The sequence below is a fragment of the Nocardia sp. NPDC058114 genome (assembly GCF_042884695.1).
In the GTDB taxonomy this organism is placed as follows: Bacteria; Actinomycetota; Actinomycetes; order Mycobacteriales; family Mycobacteriaceae; genus Nocardia.
Map to the genome: position 1 here is coordinate 264,370 of NZ_JBHVTK010000008.1, position 19,497 is coordinate 283,866.

A 19,497-nucleotide genomic window follows, 5' to 3' on the forward strand; every position below is an offset into this window, starting at 1 on the left:
GTCGAGACGTGCTCAACCAGGGCATTCCGTGAGTTCGTATCGTGATGGTGGGTCACGCCGGATCGCTCACAGTCTGACCTGGCCGACCGGTCCCGGGGCAGGTCTGCAGGAGCGAAAGTCCGGCTGAGTTCTGAAGGGGGAGTGTAGTTGTCGGTGGGTGTGGGTATGGTCGGCTCTTCGCGTTGATCGGTCGGGTTAGCGAGGGGGTGTCATGGTTTCGTCGGCGGTGTTGTCGGCGTGGGCGAAGAGCGATCGGGAGGGCGGCAGTCTGTCGCTGTTTCGTCATTCTGCGGACTCGGTGGCAGTAGCTGGTCTGGTGTGGGATCAGTGGTTGCCCCACCACGTCCGGTCGTTGCTGGCCGATGGTCTGCCCGGGGGACTTGCAGATGCGCGAGTGTTGTTCTGTTGGCTGGCGGGCATGCATGACCTCGGCAAGCTCACCCCGAGTTTCGCTTGCCAGGTCCCGGAGTTGTTCGATCGGATGCACGACCACGGGTTGCCGGCGGCAGGGTTGCCGGTGGATCGAAAGTTGTTGCCGCACGGGTTGGCCGGGCAGATCGCGTTCGGGAAATACCTCGAAATGCTGGGGTGGTCGAAACGTGTGGCGTCGACGTATGCGGTGATCGTTGGAAGCCATCACGGTGCTCCACCGACAGTAGGACAGATCCAGGCGGCAACCAACGGTGGACGCTCGTTATGGGGTGGACAGCAGTGGGATGACGCTCGCCGCGAGTTGATTACGTTCGTGACTGACAGGACAGGTGCTGCGGATCGTGTCGCGGACTGGGCGACGGTCCGGCTGTCGACGATGCAGCAGGTGCTGATGACCGCGGCGGTGATCGTGACCGACTGGATCGCTAGTAACCAAGAGTTGTTTCCGCTGGACAGTGCACGTGTGTCCAGCGTTGAGGCCGCGAAAGCATGGAAGGTGCTCGGGCTGCCCGAAGCCTGGTCACCGGTCGGTGCGGCGAGGGATTCCCTCGTTGCCCGGCAGGAGTTGTTTCGGTCCCGGTTCGTTCGTGATGATCCGATGCGGCCACTGCAGCAGGAATGCTTGCGGATCGCGTGCGAGTTGTCCGAGCCGGGGTTGATGATCATCGAGGCGCCGATGGGGGAGGGTAAGACCGAAGCTGCTCTGCTTGCCGCCGAGGTACTTGCTGAAAGGTTCGGTGCTGGAGGGGTGTTCGTTGCGTTGCCGACGATGGCGACCTCGGATGCGATGTTCGCACGGGTGCGGCAGTGGGTCGACGCGGTGTCGGGTCGGCCCGGCAGCATGGTGTTGGCGCATGGCAAATCGGCGTTGAACGAGGACTTCACGCAGCTGAAGCAGCGAAGCTTTGTTGATATCGGGTCCGATTGCGAAGACAGCGCGGTGCTGGCGCATGGTTGGTTCGTCGGGAAGAAGGGACCGCTGGCGAATTTTGTTGTCGGCACGATCGATCAGGTGTTGCGAGGTGCACTCAAGACCCGTCACGTGATGCTGCGGCACCTGGGGTTGGCGAACAAGATTGTGGTGATCGACGAGGTCCACGCCGCAGACAGTTACATGTCGACGTACCTGTGTCGGGTGTTGGAATGGCTTGGCGCGTACCGGGTTCCAGTGTTGTTGTTGTCAGCGACACTGCCACCGACGCAGCGTGCGGCCTTGTTGGATGCCTACCGACGTGGCCGCCCAGAGGTGGCCGAGCCCATCGATCTCGATGTTGTGGGCTATCCCGCGATCTCGGTGTGGCCTCATGCTGACTTGTCGTGTGTGGTGGCGCCGTCGGGGCGGTCGATCGACGGTGTCGAGCTCGATTTCGTCGCCGACGATGATGAGTTGTTGACCAGCCGGTTGGCGGAGGTTCTTTCTCAGGGTGGGACGGCGGGGGTGGTGTGCAACACCGTTGCCCGGGCCCAGCACCTGTATGAGGTGATGACCGCGGAAGGTCGGTTCGACGCTGGTGAGGTGTTGCTGCTTCATTCGCGGTTCGTGTCGGTCGATCGTGCCCGGTACGAGGCGCGGTTGCGTCGGCTGCTCGGACCGCCGGGTGCCGATGACCGACCGTCGCGGTTGATTGTCATCGGCACGCAGGTGATCGAACAGTCCCTCGATATCGATGTCGATCTGCTGGTGACCGATGTGGCACCGGTGGACCTGATCCTGCAGAGAATCGGCCGACTGCACCGTCACCTGCGCTCGACCCGCCCCGAACGGGTAAGCATGCCCCGTTGCTGGATCCGCGGCGCGGACTGGGCAACGGTGCCCCCGAAACTGGACAAGGGATGCGAAAAGGTCTACGGCCGAGCACGTTTGCTGCGTGCGGCTGCCGTGTTGACAGGTCGGCAGGGGCCCGGGCTGGACATTCCGGCCGACATTCCCGGCCTGGTATCGCATGCCTACGCCGAACATTTCACTGTTCCTGCGGGGTGGGAGGAGGTGTTCGCAGACGCGGAGTCGGCGTGGGCGCTGCACGTGGCCGATCAGCGCAAACGTGCCAGTGACTATCTGCTCGGCCCGCCACGCACAGAGAACCCGACCATTCGCGACTGGTTGGTCGCCGGGGTGCGCGACGATGCCGACGGGGTCGGTGGCCAAGCGCAGGTCCGTGACGCCGAGGACAGCATCGAAGCGATCGTCGTGCAGCGGATCGGCGACGAGGTCCGCGTCCTACCGACTGTCGCGCAGGTGGGAGGCAAGGTCGTTCCCACCGATGCCTGCCCGGACCCGCAGCTGGCGAAAACGCTGGCGCAGTGCACGATCCGACTGCCACCGTTCCTGACCCGCTACAACCGGATGAGCGTGGTCCTGCGAACTCTCGAGGACACCTTCTACCCGGGCTGGCAGCAATCACACTGGCTGGCAGGCGAACTCGTCTTGGAACTGGACGAAGATCTGAGCACCGAGCTGGCCGGATACCTCGTGGCCTATGACCCAATCCTGGGGCTGGTCGTGACACCGAAGAAGGAAACAGGCACCGACACATGACAACGGCGACAGCGGGACTCAACCTCATCGAGGACCCCTGGATCGAAGTGGTCGACCGGTCCGCGAAAGTCGAAGTGCTTTCCGTGCGCGAGGTGCTGCACCGAGCATCGGAGCTCTCCGGCATCGTCGGCGAGGTCCCTACCCAGTCTTTCGCGATTCTGCGTGTCCTGTTGGCGATCCTGCGTCGCAGCATCGCCGACAGGCCAGGCATGGCGGTGGATGTGTGGTCCTCGTTGTGGGAGTGCGACAGCCTGCCGGTCACCGAGATCGATCTCTACCTCGACACCCACCGGGGGCGTTTCGAGCTCTTCAACGCGCAGCAACCGTTCTTCCAGGTCGCCGGACTCAAAGCCGCCGGCGACACTGTCGGCCCGCTCGACAAACTGATCGCGGATGTGCCCAACGGAGCCAAGTACTTCACCACCCGCGCGGGCCGTCATCTGCAACAGATCGACTTCGCCGAGGCCGCCCGGTGGTTGGTCCACGCGCACGGGTTCGACCCTTCCGGGATCAAAACCGGCGCGGTCGGTGACCCGCGAGTGAAGAACAACAAGGGCTACCCCATCGGCGTCGGCTTCGCCGGAGCATTGGGTGGTGTGTTCCTCGAGGGCGCGACGTTGCGCGAAACGCTACTGCTGAACCTCGTTCTGCTCGACATCAACGGCGAGCGCTACCGCAGCGACGATGTCCCGGCCTGGGAACGCGAACCCGACGGACCCGGGGTGCGCACGGACCCGATACCGACAGGGCCCGCGGATCTGTCGACCTGGCAGAGCCGTCGAATCCGATTGGTAGCCAACGAGAACCAGGTCACCGGTGTCGTGTTGTGCAACGGGGACCCGCTCGAACCGTTCAACCAGCACCGACTGGAACCCATGAGCGGGTGGCGCTACAGCGACATCCAAACCAAGAAGGCCGGCAAAACCCGCCACTACCCTCGCACCCATGATCCGGAACGGTCGTTGTGGCGCGGAATGAGCTCGATGCTCAACGACCTCGCCACCAGTGAGTCGACCGCGGGCAGCAACATCACCGCCGGTGTCGTGCACTGGGCCCAGCAGCTCGTTGACGACGATGTCTTGGATCCCACCCATCCCATCCGATTGCACGCGGTCGGTATGCACTACATCAACCAGCAATCCGTTGTCGGCGAAGTGGTTGACGACACCATCGGTTTCCGCGTGGGTTTATTGTCCAATCCCGTCCTGCGCTCTTGTGCGGTGCGTGCCGTGGACTGCGCCGACGAAGCGGTATCGGCGTTGAGTTGGTTGGCCGCGAACCTCACTCGTGCGGCTGGTGGCGACACGGACGGGCCGCGGACCCGGGCGCGCGAGGAGGGCTACTTCGCGCTGGAAGCACCGTTTCGACGATGGTTGGCCGGGCTGGATCCACGCAACGACACCTTCGACGAGGAGCTGCGTGTCTGGCATCAGATCGTGCGCCCGATCATCGACCAACTCGCTGCCGATGCCATGAGCGCTGCGGGCAAGCCCGCGTGGGTCGGGCGCAAGGTCGATGCCCGATGGCTCGATTCCGGACTTGCCTCGATCATGTACCGGGCCCAGCTCCGCAAGGCCGTGCCGGGCGCCTTCGAACCTACCGATGACGACGGAGACCTCGTATGACCTCGACACAACCTTCCACCACCACCCGGTACGGGCCGCTCGAAGAGTATGTCCACCAAGGTATTTCGCGGCGCCAAGCTGCCTATCTCCGCCGTGAGAGCAGCGCGCTGGCCGATATGGCCAAGCTGCGCCGGGGAATCGGTGCGCCGCCCGGTCGTCTGCCGGAGCTGTGGGCACTGACCCTCGACGGTCTGCCCGTCTCGCCGTGGGAGTCCGCTGGCCGCGGTCCGAGCAGTACCGAGGCAGAACCGACGGCGTGGGAATTGGCCGCCTACGACGCGATGACCGTGCACGCGTTGCACCAGCAGTCGCGTGTGCAGCCGATGCACCGACGCGACTTCACCAGTCTGGGACGTGCGGTGCGTCGACTCGGAACCTCGGCCGGGGCCGAGGACGCGGTGCGGTCGCGATTCCATGTGATTGGTACCGCCCAAGATCATGACGCACGGTTGACCTATCTGCGTGGGCTGATCGGTCAGCTGCGTGCGTTCCAGATCCCGCTCGACTACGCGCGTCTCGCGGTGGATCTGTACAAGCTCGAGACCGGTCGATACGCCGATCAGGTTCTGCTCTCGTGGGGTCGCGATTACCACCGCAACCTCGCACCGACCACCCACTCTGCTACCCCAGAAACCGGAGAAGACCAGTGACCCGCATGTTCGTCGACGTCCACATCCTGCAGACGGTCCCCCCGTCCAACATCAACCGCGACGACACCGGCAGCCCCAAGACCGCCGTCTACGGCGGTGTGCGCCGGGCACGGGTATCGAGCCAGGCGTGGAAACGCGCCACCCGCACGATGTTTCGCGAACTGGTCGACCCGGCAACGCTGGGTGTGCGGACCAAGCGGGTCGTGGAATTGGTCGCCGAACGTATCGGCAACGCCGTGGACGACCCGGCTGAGGCAGCAGCGAAGGTAATCAAAGAAGCCGGGATCAAACTCGAAAAGCCCACCGCGAAGAAGAAGGGCAAAGACGATGAGCCCGCCGACCCGGCAGATCAGCTCGAACAGTCGAAGTATCTGCTGTTTCTGAGCGCGACCCAGATCAATCGTCTTGCCCAGCTGGCGATCGACACCGCAAACACCGGGACCACGGACAAGGCCGCGGCCAAAGCTGCCGCCAACGGCGCCGACAGCATCGACGTCGCACTGTTCGGGCGCATGGTGGCCGACTCCACCGACCTCAACGTCGACGCCGCCGCCCAGGTCGCCCATGCGTTGAGCGTGCACTCGGTCAACAACGAGTTCGACTACTTCACCGCGGTCGACGACCGAGCACCCGAGGACAACGCCGGTGCCGGGATGATCGGTGTGGTCGAGTTCAACTCCTCCACGCTCTACCGTTACGCCACCGTCAACGTCGACCAGCTCGAGAAGAATCTCGGCGACAAGGAAGCGACCGCGGTCGCGGTCGCGAACTTTTTGACCGCGTTCGTGCGCAGCATGCCCACCGGCAAGCAGAACACCTTCGCCAACCGCACCCTGCCCGATGCAGTCGTGATCAGCGTGCGCACCGATCAGCCGGTGAACCTGGTGACCGCCTTCGAATCACCGGTCGAGGCACTGGGCACGGCCCGCTCGGCCGGAGCAGCCAAACAGCTTCTGGAACGCTACCGCGCGCTGGAAAACGCCTACGGGACCAGCGAAGCAACCAACTATGTCGTTGTCGCCGCGAGCGGTGTCGAGGTCCTCGCCGAGCTCGCCACCCCGGCATCGTTGAGCTCGGTGGTCGATCAGGTCGCCACCCAGGTGCGTGACGCCCTCGGCGTGACGTCGTGAGTGTTCTGCGGCTCAAACTCGCCGCGCCCCTGCAGTCGTGGGGTGTGGCCAGCCGGTTCACCCGCCGTGAAACCCAGCAGTACCCGTCCAAGAGTGGTGTGCTGGGTTTGATCTGCGCTGCCAAGGGCCGCCGCCGGACCGACCCGATCGAAGACGAACTGACCCAGCTCGGATTCGGGGTCCGCATCGACCAGCAGGGAACATTGGTGCGGGACTTCCAGGTCGCGCGCAGCCTCGACGGCCGCGACACCTACCCGCTGTCCTATCGGTACTACCTTGCCGACGCGGTGTTCGTGGCCGCGATCCACGGCGATCGTGAACTCCTGGAAGGGATCCGGGACGCGCTGCGAGCGCCGACCTTCCCTCTCTATCTCGGGCGCCGATCCTGCCCGGTCACCGAACCGCTGATCATCGGCGACATCGAAGACCAAACCTTGACCGAGGCACTGGCCGCCACGCCGTGGCAGGCCTCGCGGTGGTACCGAAACAAGCAGCCCGCCACGATGCACCTGCCGATCTATCGTGACCTGCTGCCCGGCGACCCGGATGAGGCGTTGCAGGAACGGGTCCGCGATGTTCCCGTGGACTTCGACCCACAGCGGCGCGAATACGGTTGGCGGTGTGTGGTCAGCGGCGCGGTCGAGATCACCAACCCCGACGGCACCAAACGCCACGACCCGTTCGCTGCGCTGGGAGGCGCCTGATGTATCTGTCGCGAATCCCACTCAATCCCGCCCGCGCCGGGACCCGCCGGTTCCTCACCTCACCCCAGGTCACCCACGCGGCAGTGATGTCCTCCTTCGCCCCCACCGACGACACCGGCGATCACCCGCCTGTCGGCGAAGGTCGGGTGCTGTGGCGAATCGACCGTGCGGAGAACAACATACACCTCTACGTTGTTTCACCGACCCGACCGGACTTCACCCACATCATCGAACAAGCCGGCTGGCCGACGACCAGCACCTGGGCCACCCGCGACTACCGGGACCTGCTCGACGACCTCGCCGCGGGACAGCGATGGCATTTCCGTCTCACCGCCAACCCAGTGCGCGCGGCGATGGACCGGGTGGTCAACGACCCGACCGTGCGCGGTCGAGCGACGGGGCTGGACTCGGATGGTCAACTGCAGTGGCTGCAGCGCAAGGCCACCGATCACGGGTTCGAGCTCGGGCAATGCGTCAGCGGAGACGGCAAGGAACCCGATGTCATCATCACCGACCGCAGATCAGTGAGCTTCCAACGCCATTCGCACGCGGTGTCGCTGTCGACAGCAACCTTCGAAGGCACTTTGCAGGTCACCGACCCGCAGCGCCTACGTGCCGCGCTGGTGGGTGGGATCGGCCGGGCGAAAGGGTACGGCTGCGGGTTGATCACCCTGGCACCGGCGTGAAAGACATCCCCGGAACCAGGCCACCACGGATCGGCGAACTCGTGCGGGCACGAGATCGCCTGTCGTTCATCTACATCGAACGCGCCACCGTGCATCGCGATGCCAACGCCATCACCTCCACCGATGAACGCGGAGTCGTCCACATCCCCGCGGCGACAATTGGTGCCCTGCTGCTCGGCCCGGGGACTCGGGTGACTCACCAGGCGATGATGCTGCTCGCCGAGAGCGGATCCACCGTGGTCTGGGTAGGGGAGCGGGGCGTGCGGTACTACGCACACGGCCGATCACTGGCCCGCAGCTCACGCCTACTCGAAGCCCAAGCAGCGGCGGTATCCAATCAGGCCAGCCGCCTGCGGATCGCACGGCAGATGTATGAGATGCGATTTCCGGGTGAGAACGTCGCCGGGCTGACAATGCAGCAACTGCGCGGCCGCGAAGGTGCGCGCGTCCGTCGCATCTACCGCGAGCACGCCGAGCGCACCGGCATCGAATGGCAACGGCGCGACTACAACCCGAACGACTTCGTCGGCTCTGACCTGGTCAACCAAGCGCTCTCCGCGGCCACTACCTGTTTATACGGGGTGGCGCATGCGGTGATCGTCGCCTTGGGCTGCTCGCCGGGACTGGGTTTCGTCCATGTCGGCCACGAACGTTCCTTTGTGTTCGACCTCGCCGACCTCTACAAGGCCGAGTACGCCATCCCGGCTGCGTTCGACGCCGCGGCAACGATCGAAGCAGAAGGTGGTGACGACATCGGGGGAGTCACCCGACGTGCGGTGCGCGACGCAGTCCATGCTGGAAACCTGTTGGCGCGCTGCTGCTCTGACATCCAGACCCTGCTGCTGCCGGGCAGTCAAGGTGACGCCGAGGAATGGGACAGCGACGTGGTGGAGCTGTGGGACCGCAAAGGCAACGTCGCAGCTGGCATCTCTTACGTCGACGAGGACCCGCCGTGGTAGTTCTGGTTCTGACCGCGTGCCCTGCAGGGCTTCGTGGCCACCTGACCCGTTGGTTCCTCGAAGTCAGTCCCGGTGTGTTCGTCGGTATCGTCAGCGCTCGCGTGCGCGACTTGTCCTGGCAGCGTGTGGTCGAGCTCTGTAAAGACGGTCGCGCCATCATGATCCACACCACACGCGGCGAACAACGCCTGGCATTCAAGACCCACCGTCATGACTGGAAACCGATCGACGTCGACGGAATCCACCTCATGCTCCGACCTCACGCTGGTGACCCGAAATCCGGAGGTGCGCGGCCGGGCTGGAGTAAGGCGAGTCGATACCGTCGTGCACATCAAACGAAACGCCCGGAGTCAGGCAGCCATGACTGACTGTCACTGGGTTGATGGACGAAGTGCGTGCAGTTTGGCTGCTGATTCTTCCCACCTCGCCACAGTCAGAGTCGCATCTATCGACGGCTACGGGACGCCTTAACGAAGTGCTGTCGGTAAGGAGGAGGTGCGGCAGTGCCGGTGATGAGTCAGACTGAAACCGCGGCGGTCAATAACCGAAGTACTGTGCGGGGCTTGTTCAAAAGTGAATGCGATTCGGTGGTTTGCTCCGTAAATGTGCAGTTCATTTGTGTGCTCCCCGCGCGAGCGGGGATGAGCCCCGGCGCACCACCCACACCCGGATCGGCTCGGTCTGAAACGGCGGCGGTCAATGACCGAGGTACTGTGCGGGGCTTGTTCAAAAGTGAATGCGATTCGGTGGTTTGCTCTGTAAATGTGCAGGTCAGTTAGTGTGCTCCCCGCGCGAGTGGGGATGAGCCCGGTGCGCAGCTCATGTGGCATATCGACCATGAGTGCTCCCCGCGCGAGTGGGGATGAGCCCCCAGTCGTTCGACATGGGGTGCTCGTGAAGTAGTGCTCCCCGCGCGAGTGGGGATGAGCCCGTGAAGTCGCCTACGTTCAACAAGTGGGCTGAGTGCTCCCCGCGCGAGTGGGGATGAGCCCGACTGGTGATAGACGCCGATCCGAGCACGGATGTGCTCCCCGCGCGAGTGGGGATGAGCCCGACTTCGGCTTCGGCAGCGCCGAGCTGGGCGAGTGCTCCCCGCGCGAGTGGGGATGAGCCCCTCGGCGACGTCATCGTCTGGCCGAGGTGGTTGTGCTCCCCGCGCGAGTGGGGATGAGCCCTTCGTCAGCCGATTCCCGGTCTGTCCGGGTTTGTGCTCCCCGCGCGAGTGGGGATGAGCCCGCGGCGAAGATCGTGGCCACGGTGTTGCCGCCCGTGCTCCCCGCGCGAGTGGGGATGAGCCCAACATGGGTTTTAGTGGCTTGTGCGCAACCTTGTGCTCCCCGCGCGAGTGGGGATGAGCCCCGATAGACTGTCAGGACATCCTGACAGAGACTGTGCTCCCCGCGCGAGTGGGGATGAGCCCGTGCGTTCATCGAGATGATGGCGCTGATCGCTGCTGATCAGGCCGCTGGTGCGCTGTTCGCCTTCTTCGCTGGTGGTACGTCCGCGGTCGCCGCGCAGGGTGGGATGGCGATCCTGTTGGCCGCCTACGGCGCCAGGATCGCGACCACCATCCGTGCGCTGATCGGCCTGGTCGCGGTCGTAAAAGTGCCGGCGACCGTCGCCCAGGCACTCGCGCGCAGCAGCGAGATACTAGGTCCGCTGCTGCGCGCCCGGCCTGCCCTCGCCGACGTCGGCGGCGCGGCGGCCGCGTCGCCTGGCCCGTTCATCGCGTGGCCGCGGCTGACCCGTCCCGGGCTGTGGACCGAAACGAAAGTGACGATCCTTCGGAATACGAAAGGGTGGACCAAACCTTGGGACACGACAGAAGACTTCTACGTGGTCGCGTCTGAGCCCGACATCATGGTGTCGAAGACCAAGAACTACGACAACCATCCCGAGATCACCCAGCTACCGAAAGACCCGAAGGGCCAGTACTACCTCGACGAGGCAAACGGGGTCCGCTACCCCGTCAAACCATCATGGGACTTCGGCCACAACAGCGGCTTCGAAAACCGCAAGTATCTCGCCGAAGGCCAGGCGAATGGATGGACCCAAGAAGAGCTCGCCGCCCACGTCAACGCCCACCCCGAACGATTCCATGTCGAAGACTCGACTGGAAACCGATCGCACCGAAGGGAACCGAAGTAGATGACCAACCTCGACGAATGGGGTCGGACCGCCCTGCACTACGCGGCACGCGACGGCGACGTCGAAGCCATCAACCGTCTGCTGGCGACCGAGGACGTCAACGCTGCCGATATCCACGATTGGACGCCACTGCACTTCGCTGCACAGGATGCCCACCCTGCGGCCATCGAGCGCCTACTCGATGCCGGCGCCGACATCGACGCGTTGACCGAGAAGGGCATGCCAGCCATCTATTGGGCGGCGATCGCCTCGGGCGGTGACCCAGTGGCCTCGATTCGTGTCCTGCGCGCCCACGGTGCAGACCCTCGACGTGAGACGATCGAAACCTATTTCGGGCTGAAAAGTCCGCTGCACTTCATCAACCAGTGGTCGAACCAGGACGTGATACAGGCCGAGTTCGCGGATCTGAAATGAGCGCCGATCCGGAGTACGACGCCGCGATCGATGAGATCCGGACCAAAGCGAACAGGGTACAGGCGACCCTGGCGAAGGTTCGCGGCACCGGCACGGCTGGAAATGGGGCCGTCAGTGCGACCGTCGATGCCGCCGGACATCTGCGGGGTCTGAAACTCCCACGCGATGCCCACCGGCTAGGCGACCGATTGGCGAGCCTCATTCTCGAAGCGGCCGCGAACGCGGAACGGGATGCGGCGACCAAGTCAGCGGCGGCGATGTTGCCGTTGACCGATGACAGCAGGGTCGTGGAGGGGTTGAAGTCGGTGCGTGAGGCGTTCGGCACGCCCCCGCGGTCGACAGCTCCGCTGACGGATGCTGAGGTCGAGGCCGCCGACGACGCGTACTTCGCACGCCTCAACGGTGCCGCCGTATATGACGAGGCCTAGGCGCGGCAGCGCGCCACGAGGGTCGTGAGGTGCGCTGGCTGGCGCGCTTCAGGAGGTCAGTGAGCATCGCCTTGTGGGCGCGTCTGATATCAGCTGGAGTCATCCGCGGTGGGCTTGGCGGCGTGCTCGTAGACCGCTGCGGTCGGAAACCTATGCTCGGTAGTGAGGCTCGCTTCGAGAGCCATGATGAACGGTTGGTTCAACATGGCTAGGTGTGCTCAAGAATGGTGGATCTTGTTGGTGTCTGGCGGTGGAGGTCGATTGAAAGTGAATGCAATTGGGGTCTTTGGCGTGCAAACATGCAGGTGAATTAGTGTGCTCCCCGCGCGAGCGGGGATGAGCCCTGATGAGCTGGGCGAACACCCGGTTGCCGAAGGTGCTCCCCGCGCGAGCGGGGATGAGCCCTGCTGCTCGACGGCAAGCGCGGACCCAATGACGTGCTCCCCGCGCGAGCGGGGATGAGCCCTGGCTGGTGCCTCGCCATTTCAGCGGGGGAAGGTGCTCCCCGCGCGAGCGGGGATGAGCCCAGATCATGGGAGCTGTCGAGTGAACGCGTGGTGTGCTCCCCGCGCGAGCGGGGATGAGCCCCGGCACCGGCGACACCGAAGTCGTAAAGCCCGGTGCTCCCCGCGCGAGCGGGGATGAGCCCTGCTGTGCGAGCGTGCCCGGAGATAGTACCCAGTGCTCCCCGCGCGAGCGGGGATGAGCCCTGGCTGATCGCACTGGACTGATTGACGTTCTGGTGCTCCCCGCGCGAGCGGGGATGAGCCCCTGGCCATGGCTGCGTCCTCGATCGCGGGCAGGTGCTCCCCGCGCGAGCGGGGATGAGCCCATCGCGCAGCGCGTCTACGTCCTCGGCCTGGTGTGCTCCCCGCGCGGGCGGGGATGAGCCCAGGTCACGACCGATCGAAGCCTTGCGCAGGCCGTGCTCCCCGCGCGAGCGGGGATGAGCCCATGCCCGATTCCAGCCCGGAAGGAACCCGATGGTGCTCCCCGCGCGAGCGGGGATGAGCCCCTTCCAATCGGCAGAGATCTAGGGCAATGGAAGTGCTCCCCGCGCGAGCGGGGATGAGCCCGGGATCATCCGGAAGCCTGAATCGTTGAGCCCGTGCTCCCCGCGCGAGCGGGGATGAGCCCCGCGAGACGATCATCGATTCATGGGAAGGCAAGTGCTCCCCGCGCGAGCGGGGATGAGCCCTAGGCAGATATTTCGCTACGAATCCGATGATCGTGCTCCCCGCGCGAGCGGGGATGAGCCCTACCGGCGTGATGTCCGATTCAGATAGCTTTCGTGCTCCCCGCGCGAGCGGGGATGAGCCCGATGACCAACCCGGCCACCCTCGATCTGTTCAGTGCTCCCCGCGCGAGCGGGGATGAGCCCTGTAAGAGAGGGATTCGTGATGCCCGAGTTGAGTGCTCCCCGCGCGAGCGGGGATGAGCCCCAGTTGCCCCAGTGGGTCGCCGAGACGGTGTAGTGCTCCCCGCGTGAGCGGGGATAAGCCCGCGATCGCCCACAGACTGGTCGCCAATACATCAGGGCTCAGGAGTGTCATCCACGATTCCTCGTAGGCTGCAACGCTGGCCGTCCTCGTATCCGACGATCAGAAAGCGAGCTAATCATCAAGCCTGCCAATTTTATTCGCGACAATAAGTCTACCGAGGTGGTGGGCAGGGTGCCCGGTATCGTACTGCCGCTCACTCTCGTCGCGAGCCGCTCATGTAGCGCGTGGAGCGCCGGGAGGCCAGCAGTTCGATGTCGACAGCGGAGCGCGGACTGAGCTCGAATCGCTCGCTGGCCTGACCCCAGCGTTTGATGAGGATGATCGCCCAACGCAGAGCAGGGTGTGAACCAGACTCGTGCAAACCGCATCTATACCTACAGGTGCGCCAGCCTCGGTGCGCTACCCGACCAACAGCTTCTGGCGAACAGAGCTGAGCCACAAGGAGTTACGTGTGAGCATCCACCCGGACGGCGCGTCGATGCTGGCATCGTGCGAGCGACGATAGCGCAGCCGGGATCGACGTCTGACACAGCGCCGGGCCCCTTGTGGATGCGTTGAACCGTCACGCCGACAACACGATTGATTGCGATGCCGACCGTGAGCAACTCATGACCTACCAGTGCGATCGTGCAAGCATGCACGACGCTATATCCCGGGGGACCGACGATTGACGTATAGGTGGTTTCGGCCGACATGTGTGATTGCTGCGCTTGCCATCGCCCTTGCCGCGATGACTGAAAGCGGCGTAGCGCACGCTGGGCCGATCGATTTCAACTCCGCTGATCAGTGGGAGATCGTCGAGCAGCACAACGAGTGGAAAGCCCAGACGGCAAGCCAAAAATCCGCAGGATGCCGCGGCTACAGCCGACTTCAAACCGGTGCGGGGGAGTGTACCGGCCCTGTCGCGGTGTGCCCGCCGAGAATGCGCGACGAGACCGCCGACGAGACCCGTCAGCGTATGGACTACATCGCCCGGTCGAACAAAACAAAGCTCCCGCGTCAGCGCGTCGAAACCGAAGGGCCGCTCAGGGCCGAAGCGAGCAAGCTAGCGAAGCTTGAACGCAGGAACAACCCCGTCTACGCCGCGACCGATACTGTCGCAGGCCACGTCCCCGATACCGCGTGGGGTGGTGAAGCCAACCCGCCAGGAGGGTGGCTACCGATGTCTATCAGCCTCAATGCGGCGCTCGGGGGCCAGATCGGCGCGTATCCGGTGGGCTATCTCGCGACCGGTTTCGCTGCAGGTGCCTGGGTGAACGAGATCTGCGTGATTCAGTGGCCATGCTCGACGACCGGCTCGACCACGCCATCAGGAGGTTGGAGCTCCGAGCAGGACCGGCGGCGCGCTCAACAGATCGTGTACGGGCCCTCGTGGAAGAAGCATTGCCACGAATTCCCGGGGTGGTCTCAAGAGGAGTTGACGGAGAAGGTGCTTCAAATACTGTATGGAGCCCCGGCCGCAGAATGTGAGGGTCCCCTGGGCCCGAAGGGAACAGTGCGCTACGGCGACGGGATCATCGTCACGTACACGTTCACGTCGAACACTGAGGGATACGGATCGGTCTACCGTCCTCGTGACGGGTTCAACGAATTCATCCGTCTGGCCGAGGGTGGAAGCCAGGCTTCGGAGCTGGGCACTGCGGGAAAAGAGAAGCCCTACAACCGCGGCCGGGGATCCAAGTGGGACATGTGCCTCATCACCGATGAGACCAGAAAGGGGCCGGGGCAGCCGAAGACGCGGCCAGTGGCAAAGCCCGGTCGCGCCCCGGCGCCTGTCCCTGGGCAGGGCAAGTTCCCGAAGTAGTACTCCTGCCCTGGAGTCAGTCCACGGACAGTGGACCCAGAGCACGAGTTTGACGCGAAGGAGGAGCGTTCGATGACCGAGTGGAAGCGCCTGGTCGAGGAGGCGTTCGTTCGACAGAAGCGCGGTGCGGCCTCCATCGGTGATCCGCAGCCAGCGCCGCCTCCTGCTGGATCCACAGAGCTGGAGATTTGTCAGGCAGAGTCGCGGTGCGGAGTCGTTATGGACTCCGAATACCGTGCCTTCCTTCGATCCTGCAACGGGTGGGACGGGTTCGGCGATGACTGGTATCTGTACAACGCCTCGGAACTCGGCGCTCAGGGGGTCTGGGCTGACGGTGACGCTCTGCTGGTTGAGTACCTGGCGAGCGAGCAGGACGGCAAACTCGTTGCCCCTCAGGGAACGCGCCTGTTGTTGGTGGGGGTCAGCAAGTTCAGTGCGCGCTTCCTGGTTGCGGTGTTCTCGACGACGCCAGCCCAAGATCCGGTTCGCTACTTTGATTGTCAGAGCGGTACCGACATCGGATACTCGAGCTTCGAAATGTGGATGGTGGAACAGATCGACTACATCTAAGGCTGAGGTTCGTTCCCGTACTGGAGGATAAACATACAGGTGAATTAGTGTGCTCCCCGCGCGAGCGGGGATGAGCCCACAGTCGGTGGAACGTTCAGATCGTTCGGAATGTGCTCCCCGCGCGAGCGGGGATGAGCCCGGTGGCTGGGGCGGCAATGGCGGTGCCCCCGGCGTGCTCCCCGCGCGAGCGGGGATGAGCCCCGGATGCTTGACCTTAATATTTCGCATGGAACGTGCTCCCCGCGCGAGCGGGGATGAGCCTCATCACCCCGGAACGCGCATGGCGCCGAACCCCGAGATCAACTGCCACATATCAGCCAGCAAGTCACCGCCCTGACGCGAGGGCAGCATCACCGCGGCCAGGAACCGCGAATACGCCACCGCCATCACCAGCACCGGCAACACCCGTTCCTGGCCGTGACCGACCGGGATCCGTGCGTCGGGAAACCACAAGTCGCACTGCGTGATCCGGCCTGGCTGGTACTCGACTCGATCGACCGGATCGACCCCGGCGTATTCCGGACGCAGTTCATGGATGCGTGCCCGCAGGATCGAGGAGGAATGCGTCCACCCGATCCGCTCAGCGATCACCGTCGCCGGCATCCGCGGGAACTCCGCCAGCAACGCCCGGATCTGCGGCTCGAACGCATCGACCTTCGACCCGCGTGGCGGTCGAACGTACTTCGGTGGTCGGTCCGAGGCCAGCGCCGTCCGCACAGTGTTACGGGCGATGCCTAACCTCCTCGCGATCTCGCTGATGGACACGCCCTCAGCGCGATGCAACCGACGGATCTCGGCCCAATCCTCCACAGCTATCACCCTCCAAGGGGTACAGGGCTGCTCAAATTTCAGACGGCAGAATCCGATCAGTATTCAGTCGGCACCGACAGGGTGGACCGCGCGTGTGAGTCGAACTGGACTCTGAGTGGTCCCGTGCGCCGTCTCTCGATGTCAGGTTTGCGCTGCTACAGCCGAAGTCGCTACTCCCTATGGCGAATCGCGAAGCCCGGCCTTCGCATCACGTGCGGCGGCAGAGCGATCCGCGAAGTCGTGGTGGCAGTGGCTATCAAGCGACCGTAGATCCGATATCCAGTCGGCGGGCGCGGCTCCTGCGGCGGTGGCCCTGCGGAGCCTAGGCTGGACCGCGCCCCGCGACGTGGCGGCGGCGTGTGGGTGCACGGGGAAGGACTCGCCTCGACCGGCTCATCGGTCGAGGCGAGTCGCCGGTGGCAAAAAGGAGCGGGGAGGAGCCCGAGTCGTGGGACTGAACGTTACCTTCGTCGCTGTGGGCACCGCGCGAACGGGGATTGATCCAAAGCCAACTGCCCGCGGCAGCTGTGGTCCTCGGTATTAGCGGCTTGCTATGAACTCGAACCTGGCAATGTGGGGGTCGGGGGTTCGAGTCCCCTTAGCTCCACTTTAGATGCAGGTCAGGCCGGGTTTCGCAGGTTAGCCGGTGTGGACGTAAGGGGGCAGTGTCGAGGGAGGTCTTGAGCGGTACCCATCGACAGCGGTATCCGGGCAGGCCCGAGCAGTTGTCGATGATGAAGCGACGCGACAGTCCGACATCTGCCAGCAGCCATGGTCGTAGGCAACTCGTCGTCATGTTCAGCGTGCGGCCTGTCCGATTCCCCTAACAGCCTGCGTCACCTACACGCTGAAGTGCCAACTATTAGCTTGCATCAAGCCTGTGCTCGGCCGATTACCCAATCACGAACGCCCCGAACTCGCTTCTCTGCGCGAGCGGGGCGTTCGGCGTTGCGCAGCTGGGACTGCCGGATCAGCGCCGGGGACCAGCGACCGAATACGCACGCTGGGCTCGATAGACGGCCTGACCGCCAATAAGCGTTCCTCCCCGGCGGCCAGGTGGGGACACCGGTTTACGGCTCGAACCGTTGTGGGCGTGCGGTTGAACGGGAGGAACCCAACCTGGAACCTCAGTTGGTTCCTTCCCGTTCGAGGCAGACGTCATTCAGACACGGATCTAACGGGCGATGCTGTGTCACCGATAGTTTGTGGATCGGGCGGTCGTAGTGAGGTGGAAGTCGTGGAATTGAACGAAGCAGCGCATGTTCACATCGCGCCACAACCCACGTCTTCGGACCCTCACATCCTGGGCCTGTCGATAGCTTCGGTAGGTCGCTGGGCGAGGCCTATCGCAACGTGATCCGCATCGATGATGTCCAGGCAGATAGGCGATCGAAATGTTGCTGAACAGAGCGTGGGTTAAGCGTGACACGTCAGTGTGATGAGCTGGGGCGATCGCGACGAGGTCCGCGATCCTTCGCGGATGGACAGCTACCGCCGAGCGCATCGTGACTGCTACATGGGGGAGACGTCTTGTGGCACCAAACTCTCTCACGCTGGTCGAATGCGTCGAGAGGCTTCCGGACCCATCGGGCTCCAGGATCCGAACCTTGTGGTGTGGTCGTGTTATCGCGCATGTTCTGCCAATGCTGTCGATCACGAGGGCATGAGCCTCGGCGTTTCACGATGGCCCGAGGGACGATCAGGACACCGATGGTACGCAGATCGCACGGCGCAGTCGCTGGATTACGGGCTCAAAGTAATAAGGAAGGCCGTCAATTTCTGATCTATCACCTGGTAGGGATCACGGCCGTCGTCTTTGTACTGAGCCATCTGGACTAGGTCCTCATCGCTGAGGAAGACGATCATCTTTCCGCGTTCGAAATCTGGCTCCATCCATGCTTTTCGCCGTTCCGCTTCTGCCGAAGCGCTCGGTTCCGTTCGTGAGACGAGCAGGCCGAACATTCGGAATGCTCTATGGAACAGGTATTGCGCGATCGACTTCACTTCGTGTTGGCCGATCGGATCGGTGTGGTTCTTGAACTCGGCGACGACGAAGCGTGTCTGGAACTGCGTCCGCAAGTCCGACCAGGATGAGCCTACATAGGCGATGGGGTATGTAGCGTCCATGATGTCGAGCCCGTCCGCGGTGCGGACCTGTGTGTCGGGCGGGCCGAGATCCGGCAGGAAGATTTCGGTGAGTATTCGGGCGGCCTCCTTTTCGAAGGTTCTCCAGCCTGCATGCCCCCGTGGGATTGCAGCGAGTTCTTTGGCGACCCGGCTCGCCAAAGTCGACTCCGGGCAGGGGCCAGCCTCGGCAAACAGCCCTGAAAGATCTCTCGCTTTGGCGGTTTCTTGAATCCGTTGCGCGACATCAGGATTAGCATTGAGCAACTGCCGGTCGATGTCGGCGCGGTCCCACACTGTCACCTCGGCTTCGGTGAGAGCGTGTCGGTCCTCTGCGCGTAGTTTCGTGGACGAGACGAAGAAGAATTCAGCATCGGGCAGCTGTTCGTTCAACCGACGTGCCGTGTCGGCCGCCGAGCGAAGCTGGGATGAGCTCAGGGGTCGCCGCGAGTGCTTTGCTTGGACGTAGACATCACGTTGGTCGGTGCTGCGGGCAACGAAATCGACGCCGCCGTCTGGGCCCCGAGACTTTCCTGGAGGCGAGGTGATCACGAAACCGGCACCTTGCATCAAAAGCGCGACGAGTGCTTCGAACGTTTCCCAGTCAAGATCGTCCCAGTTCAATTGACTCTCCCTGAGATCGCTGTGAGTCTTCTGGTGAGGTGTGGCCGCGTTAAGCCGTCCGGCAGTCTACCGGGCGCCGCCGCAGCCATACCGACGAACGGCCACTAAAGGGAGACGCTCTGGATCGTCGGGAGTCGTGTCGTCGTTCTATCGGCGAGACCCGACTACAGGTGGACCAGGCCGTGCAAACATCAACCAACCGCCGATAGGCATCTTTACCGGCGGTCAGTGGGAGAGTTGATGAGGTGCCGGGTATCACTGGGCGCGACAAGGCTTGACGGGTCATGAAGTCGACACAGCGTTTCCGCAGGTTCCCGAAGGTGTCGGACTCTTCCCATGATTTGGGACTGC

15 protein-coding genes, 1 pseudogene and 3 CRISPR repeat arrays are annotated in these 19,497 nt (G+C 63.8%); of the genes and pseudogenes, 13 read left to right on the forward strand and 3 right to left on the reverse strand.

Annotation, left to right across the window (positions count from 1 at the left end):
• The first annotated feature begins 211 nt into the window (after nucleotides 1-211).
• From cas3 to ACFVVI_RS27380, 11 genes are all read left to right on the forward strand, one after another.
• The gene (gene cas3 / locus ACFVVI_RS27330; protein WP_387447422.1) at nucleotides 212-2,968 is read left to right on the forward strand and encodes a CRISPR-associated helicase Cas3'; all 2,757 of its coding nucleotides are present in this window, start codon (nucleotides 212-214) and stop codon (nucleotides 2,966-2,968) included.
• Nucleotides 2,965-4,593, forward strand: a complete 1,629-nt coding sequence (gene casA / locus ACFVVI_RS27335; protein ID WP_387447423.1) for a type I-E CRISPR-associated protein Cse1/CasA — start codon at nucleotides 2,965-2,967, stop codon at nucleotides 4,591-4,593. Before cas3 ends, casA begins: the two co-directional genes overlap by 4 nt.
• Entirely contained in the window at nucleotides 4,590-5,243 is a 654-nt protein-coding gene (casB, locus tag ACFVVI_RS27340; RefSeq protein ID WP_387447424.1) for a type I-E CRISPR-associated protein Cse2/CasB, read from the forward strand. Before casA ends, casB begins: the two co-directional genes overlap by 4 nt.
• A 5-nt stretch (nucleotides 5,244-5,248) precedes the next feature.
• Nucleotides 5,249-6,373 (forward strand): type I-E CRISPR-associated protein Cas7/Cse4/CasC, encoded by a 1,125-nt coding sequence (gene cas7e / locus ACFVVI_RS27345; RefSeq protein ID WP_387447467.1) that lies wholly within the window; start codon nucleotides 5,249-5,251, stop codon nucleotides 6,371-6,373.
• Entirely contained in the window at nucleotides 6,370-7,077 is a 708-nt protein-coding gene (gene cas5e, locus ACFVVI_RS27350; protein WP_387447425.1) for a type I-E CRISPR-associated protein Cas5/CasD, read from the forward strand. Before cas7e ends, cas5e begins: the two co-directional genes overlap by 4 nt.
• Complete coding sequence (cas6e, locus tag ACFVVI_RS27355; protein ID WP_387447426.1) at nucleotides 7,077-7,763, forward strand: type I-E CRISPR-associated protein Cas6/Cse3/CasE; 687 nt, start codon at nucleotides 7,077-7,079, stop codon at nucleotides 7,761-7,763. The genes cas5e and cas6e overlap by 1 nt, the downstream gene beginning before the upstream one ends.
• Nucleotides 7,760-8,722, forward strand: coding sequence for a type I-E CRISPR-associated endonuclease Cas1e (gene cas1e, locus ACFVVI_RS27360; RefSeq protein WP_387447427.1), 963 nt, complete (start codon nucleotides 7,760-7,762; stop codon nucleotides 8,720-8,722). Before cas6e ends, cas1e begins: the two co-directional genes overlap by 4 nt.
• On the forward strand, nucleotides 8,716-9,090 hold the full coding sequence (gene cas2e / locus ACFVVI_RS27365; RefSeq protein ID WP_387447428.1) for a type I-E CRISPR-associated endoribonuclease Cas2e: 375 nt from the start codon (nucleotides 8,716-8,718) through the stop codon (nucleotides 9,088-9,090). Before cas1e ends, cas2e begins: the two co-directional genes overlap by 7 nt.
• A gap of 412 nt (nucleotides 9,091-9,502) precedes the next feature.
• Nucleotides 9,503-10,142: direct repeats of the CRISPR family, unit length 29 nt; unit sequence GTGCTCCCCGCGCGAGTGGGGATGAGCCC.
• Nucleotides 10,143-10,156: 14 nt separating this feature from the next.
• A complete protein-coding gene (locus tag ACFVVI_RS27370; protein ID WP_387447429.1) occupies nucleotides 10,157-10,870 on the forward strand; it encodes a GH-E family nuclease in 714 nt (237 codons plus the stop codon).
• Complete coding sequence (locus ACFVVI_RS27375) at nucleotides 10,871-11,284, forward strand: ankyrin repeat domain-containing protein (RefSeq protein WP_387447430.1); 414 nt, start codon at nucleotides 10,871-10,873, stop codon at nucleotides 11,282-11,284.
• Nucleotides 11,281-11,712, forward strand: a complete 432-nt coding sequence (locus ACFVVI_RS27380; protein WP_387447431.1) for a YbaB/EbfC family nucleoid-associated protein — start codon at nucleotides 11,281-11,283, stop codon at nucleotides 11,710-11,712. The genes ACFVVI_RS27375 and ACFVVI_RS27380 overlap by 4 nt, the downstream gene beginning before the upstream one ends.
• Nucleotides 11,713-12,027: 315 nt before the next feature.
• Nucleotides 12,028-13,215: direct repeats of the CRISPR family, unit length 29 nt; unit sequence GTGCTCCCCGCGCGAGCGGGGATGAGCCC.
• Nucleotides 13,216-13,407: 192 nt separating this feature from the next.
• Here ACFVVI_RS27380 and ACFVVI_RS27385 read toward each other — a convergent pair.
• Entirely contained in the window at nucleotides 13,408-13,575 is a 168-nt protein-coding gene (locus tag ACFVVI_RS27385) for a hypothetical protein (protein WP_387447432.1), read from the reverse strand.
• A gap of 369 nt (nucleotides 13,576-13,944) precedes the next feature.
• Between ACFVVI_RS27385 and ACFVVI_RS27390 the strand changes: the two genes are divergently transcribed.
• Both ACFVVI_RS27390 and ACFVVI_RS27395 read left to right on the forward strand, forming a co-directional pair.
• Nucleotides 13,945-15,018, forward strand: coding sequence for a hypothetical protein (locus ACFVVI_RS27390; RefSeq protein WP_387447433.1), 1,074 nt, complete (start codon nucleotides 13,945-13,947; stop codon nucleotides 15,016-15,018).
• 72 nt (nucleotides 15,019-15,090) lie between these two features.
• On the forward strand, nucleotides 15,091-15,588 hold the full coding sequence (locus ACFVVI_RS27395; protein WP_387447434.1) for an SMI1/KNR4 family protein: 498 nt from the start codon (nucleotides 15,091-15,093) through the stop codon (nucleotides 15,586-15,588).
• Nucleotides 15,589-15,637: 49 nt separating this feature from the next.
• Nucleotides 15,638-15,850: a CRISPR direct-repeat array (repeat unit 29 nt; unit sequence GTGCTCCCCGCGCGAGCGGGGATGAGCCC).
• A gap of 23 nt (nucleotides 15,851-15,873) precedes the next feature.
• Here ACFVVI_RS27395 and ACFVVI_RS27400 read toward each other — a convergent pair.
• A pseudogene (locus ACFVVI_RS27400) lies at nucleotides 15,874-16,407 on the reverse strand (helix-turn-helix domain-containing protein); the annotation flags it as partial.
• Nucleotides 16,408-18,141: 1,734 nt separating this feature from the next.
• Complete coding sequence (locus ACFVVI_RS27405) at nucleotides 18,142-19,146, reverse strand: restriction endonuclease (protein WP_387447435.1); 1,005 nt, start codon at nucleotides 19,144-19,146, stop codon at nucleotides 18,142-18,144.
• Between the last annotated feature and the right edge of the window lie 351 nt (nucleotides 19,147-19,497).

Bases quoted from the DNA above. Each gene is read 5' to 3' on its own strand.
- cas3 (WP_387447422.1), top strand. From the start codon at position 212: ATGGTTTCGTCGGCGGTGTTGTCGGCGTGGGCGAAGAGCGATCGGGAG.
- casA (WP_387447423.1), top strand. From the start codon at position 2,965: ATGACAACGGCGACAGCGGGACTCAACCTCATCGAGGACCCCTGGATC.
- casB (WP_387447424.1), top strand. From the start codon at position 4,590: ATGACCTCGACACAACCTTCCACCACCACCCGGTACGGGCCGCTCGAA.
- cas7e (WP_387447467.1), top strand. From the start codon at position 5,249: ATGTTCGTCGACGTCCACATCCTGCAGACGGTCCCCCCGTCCAACATC.
- cas6e (WP_387447426.1), top strand. From the start codon at position 7,077: ATGTATCTGTCGCGAATCCCACTCAATCCCGCCCGCGCCGGGACCCGC.
- ACFVVI_RS27370 (WP_387447429.1), top strand. From the start codon at position 10,157: ATGATGGCGCTGATCGCTGCTGATCAGGCCGCTGGTGCGCTGTTCGCC.
- ACFVVI_RS27375 (WP_387447430.1), top strand. From the start codon at position 10,871: ATGACCAACCTCGACGAATGGGGTCGGACCGCCCTGCACTACGCGGCA.
- ACFVVI_RS27380 (WP_387447431.1), top strand. From the start codon at position 11,281: ATGAGCGCCGATCCGGAGTACGACGCCGCGATCGATGAGATCCGGACC.
- ACFVVI_RS27390 (WP_387447433.1), top strand. From the start codon at position 13,945: ATGACTGAAAGCGGCGTAGCGCACGCTGGGCCGATCGATTTCAACTCC.
- ACFVVI_RS27395 (WP_387447434.1), top strand. From the start codon at position 15,091: ATGACCGAGTGGAAGCGCCTGGTCGAGGAGGCGTTCGTTCGACAGAAG.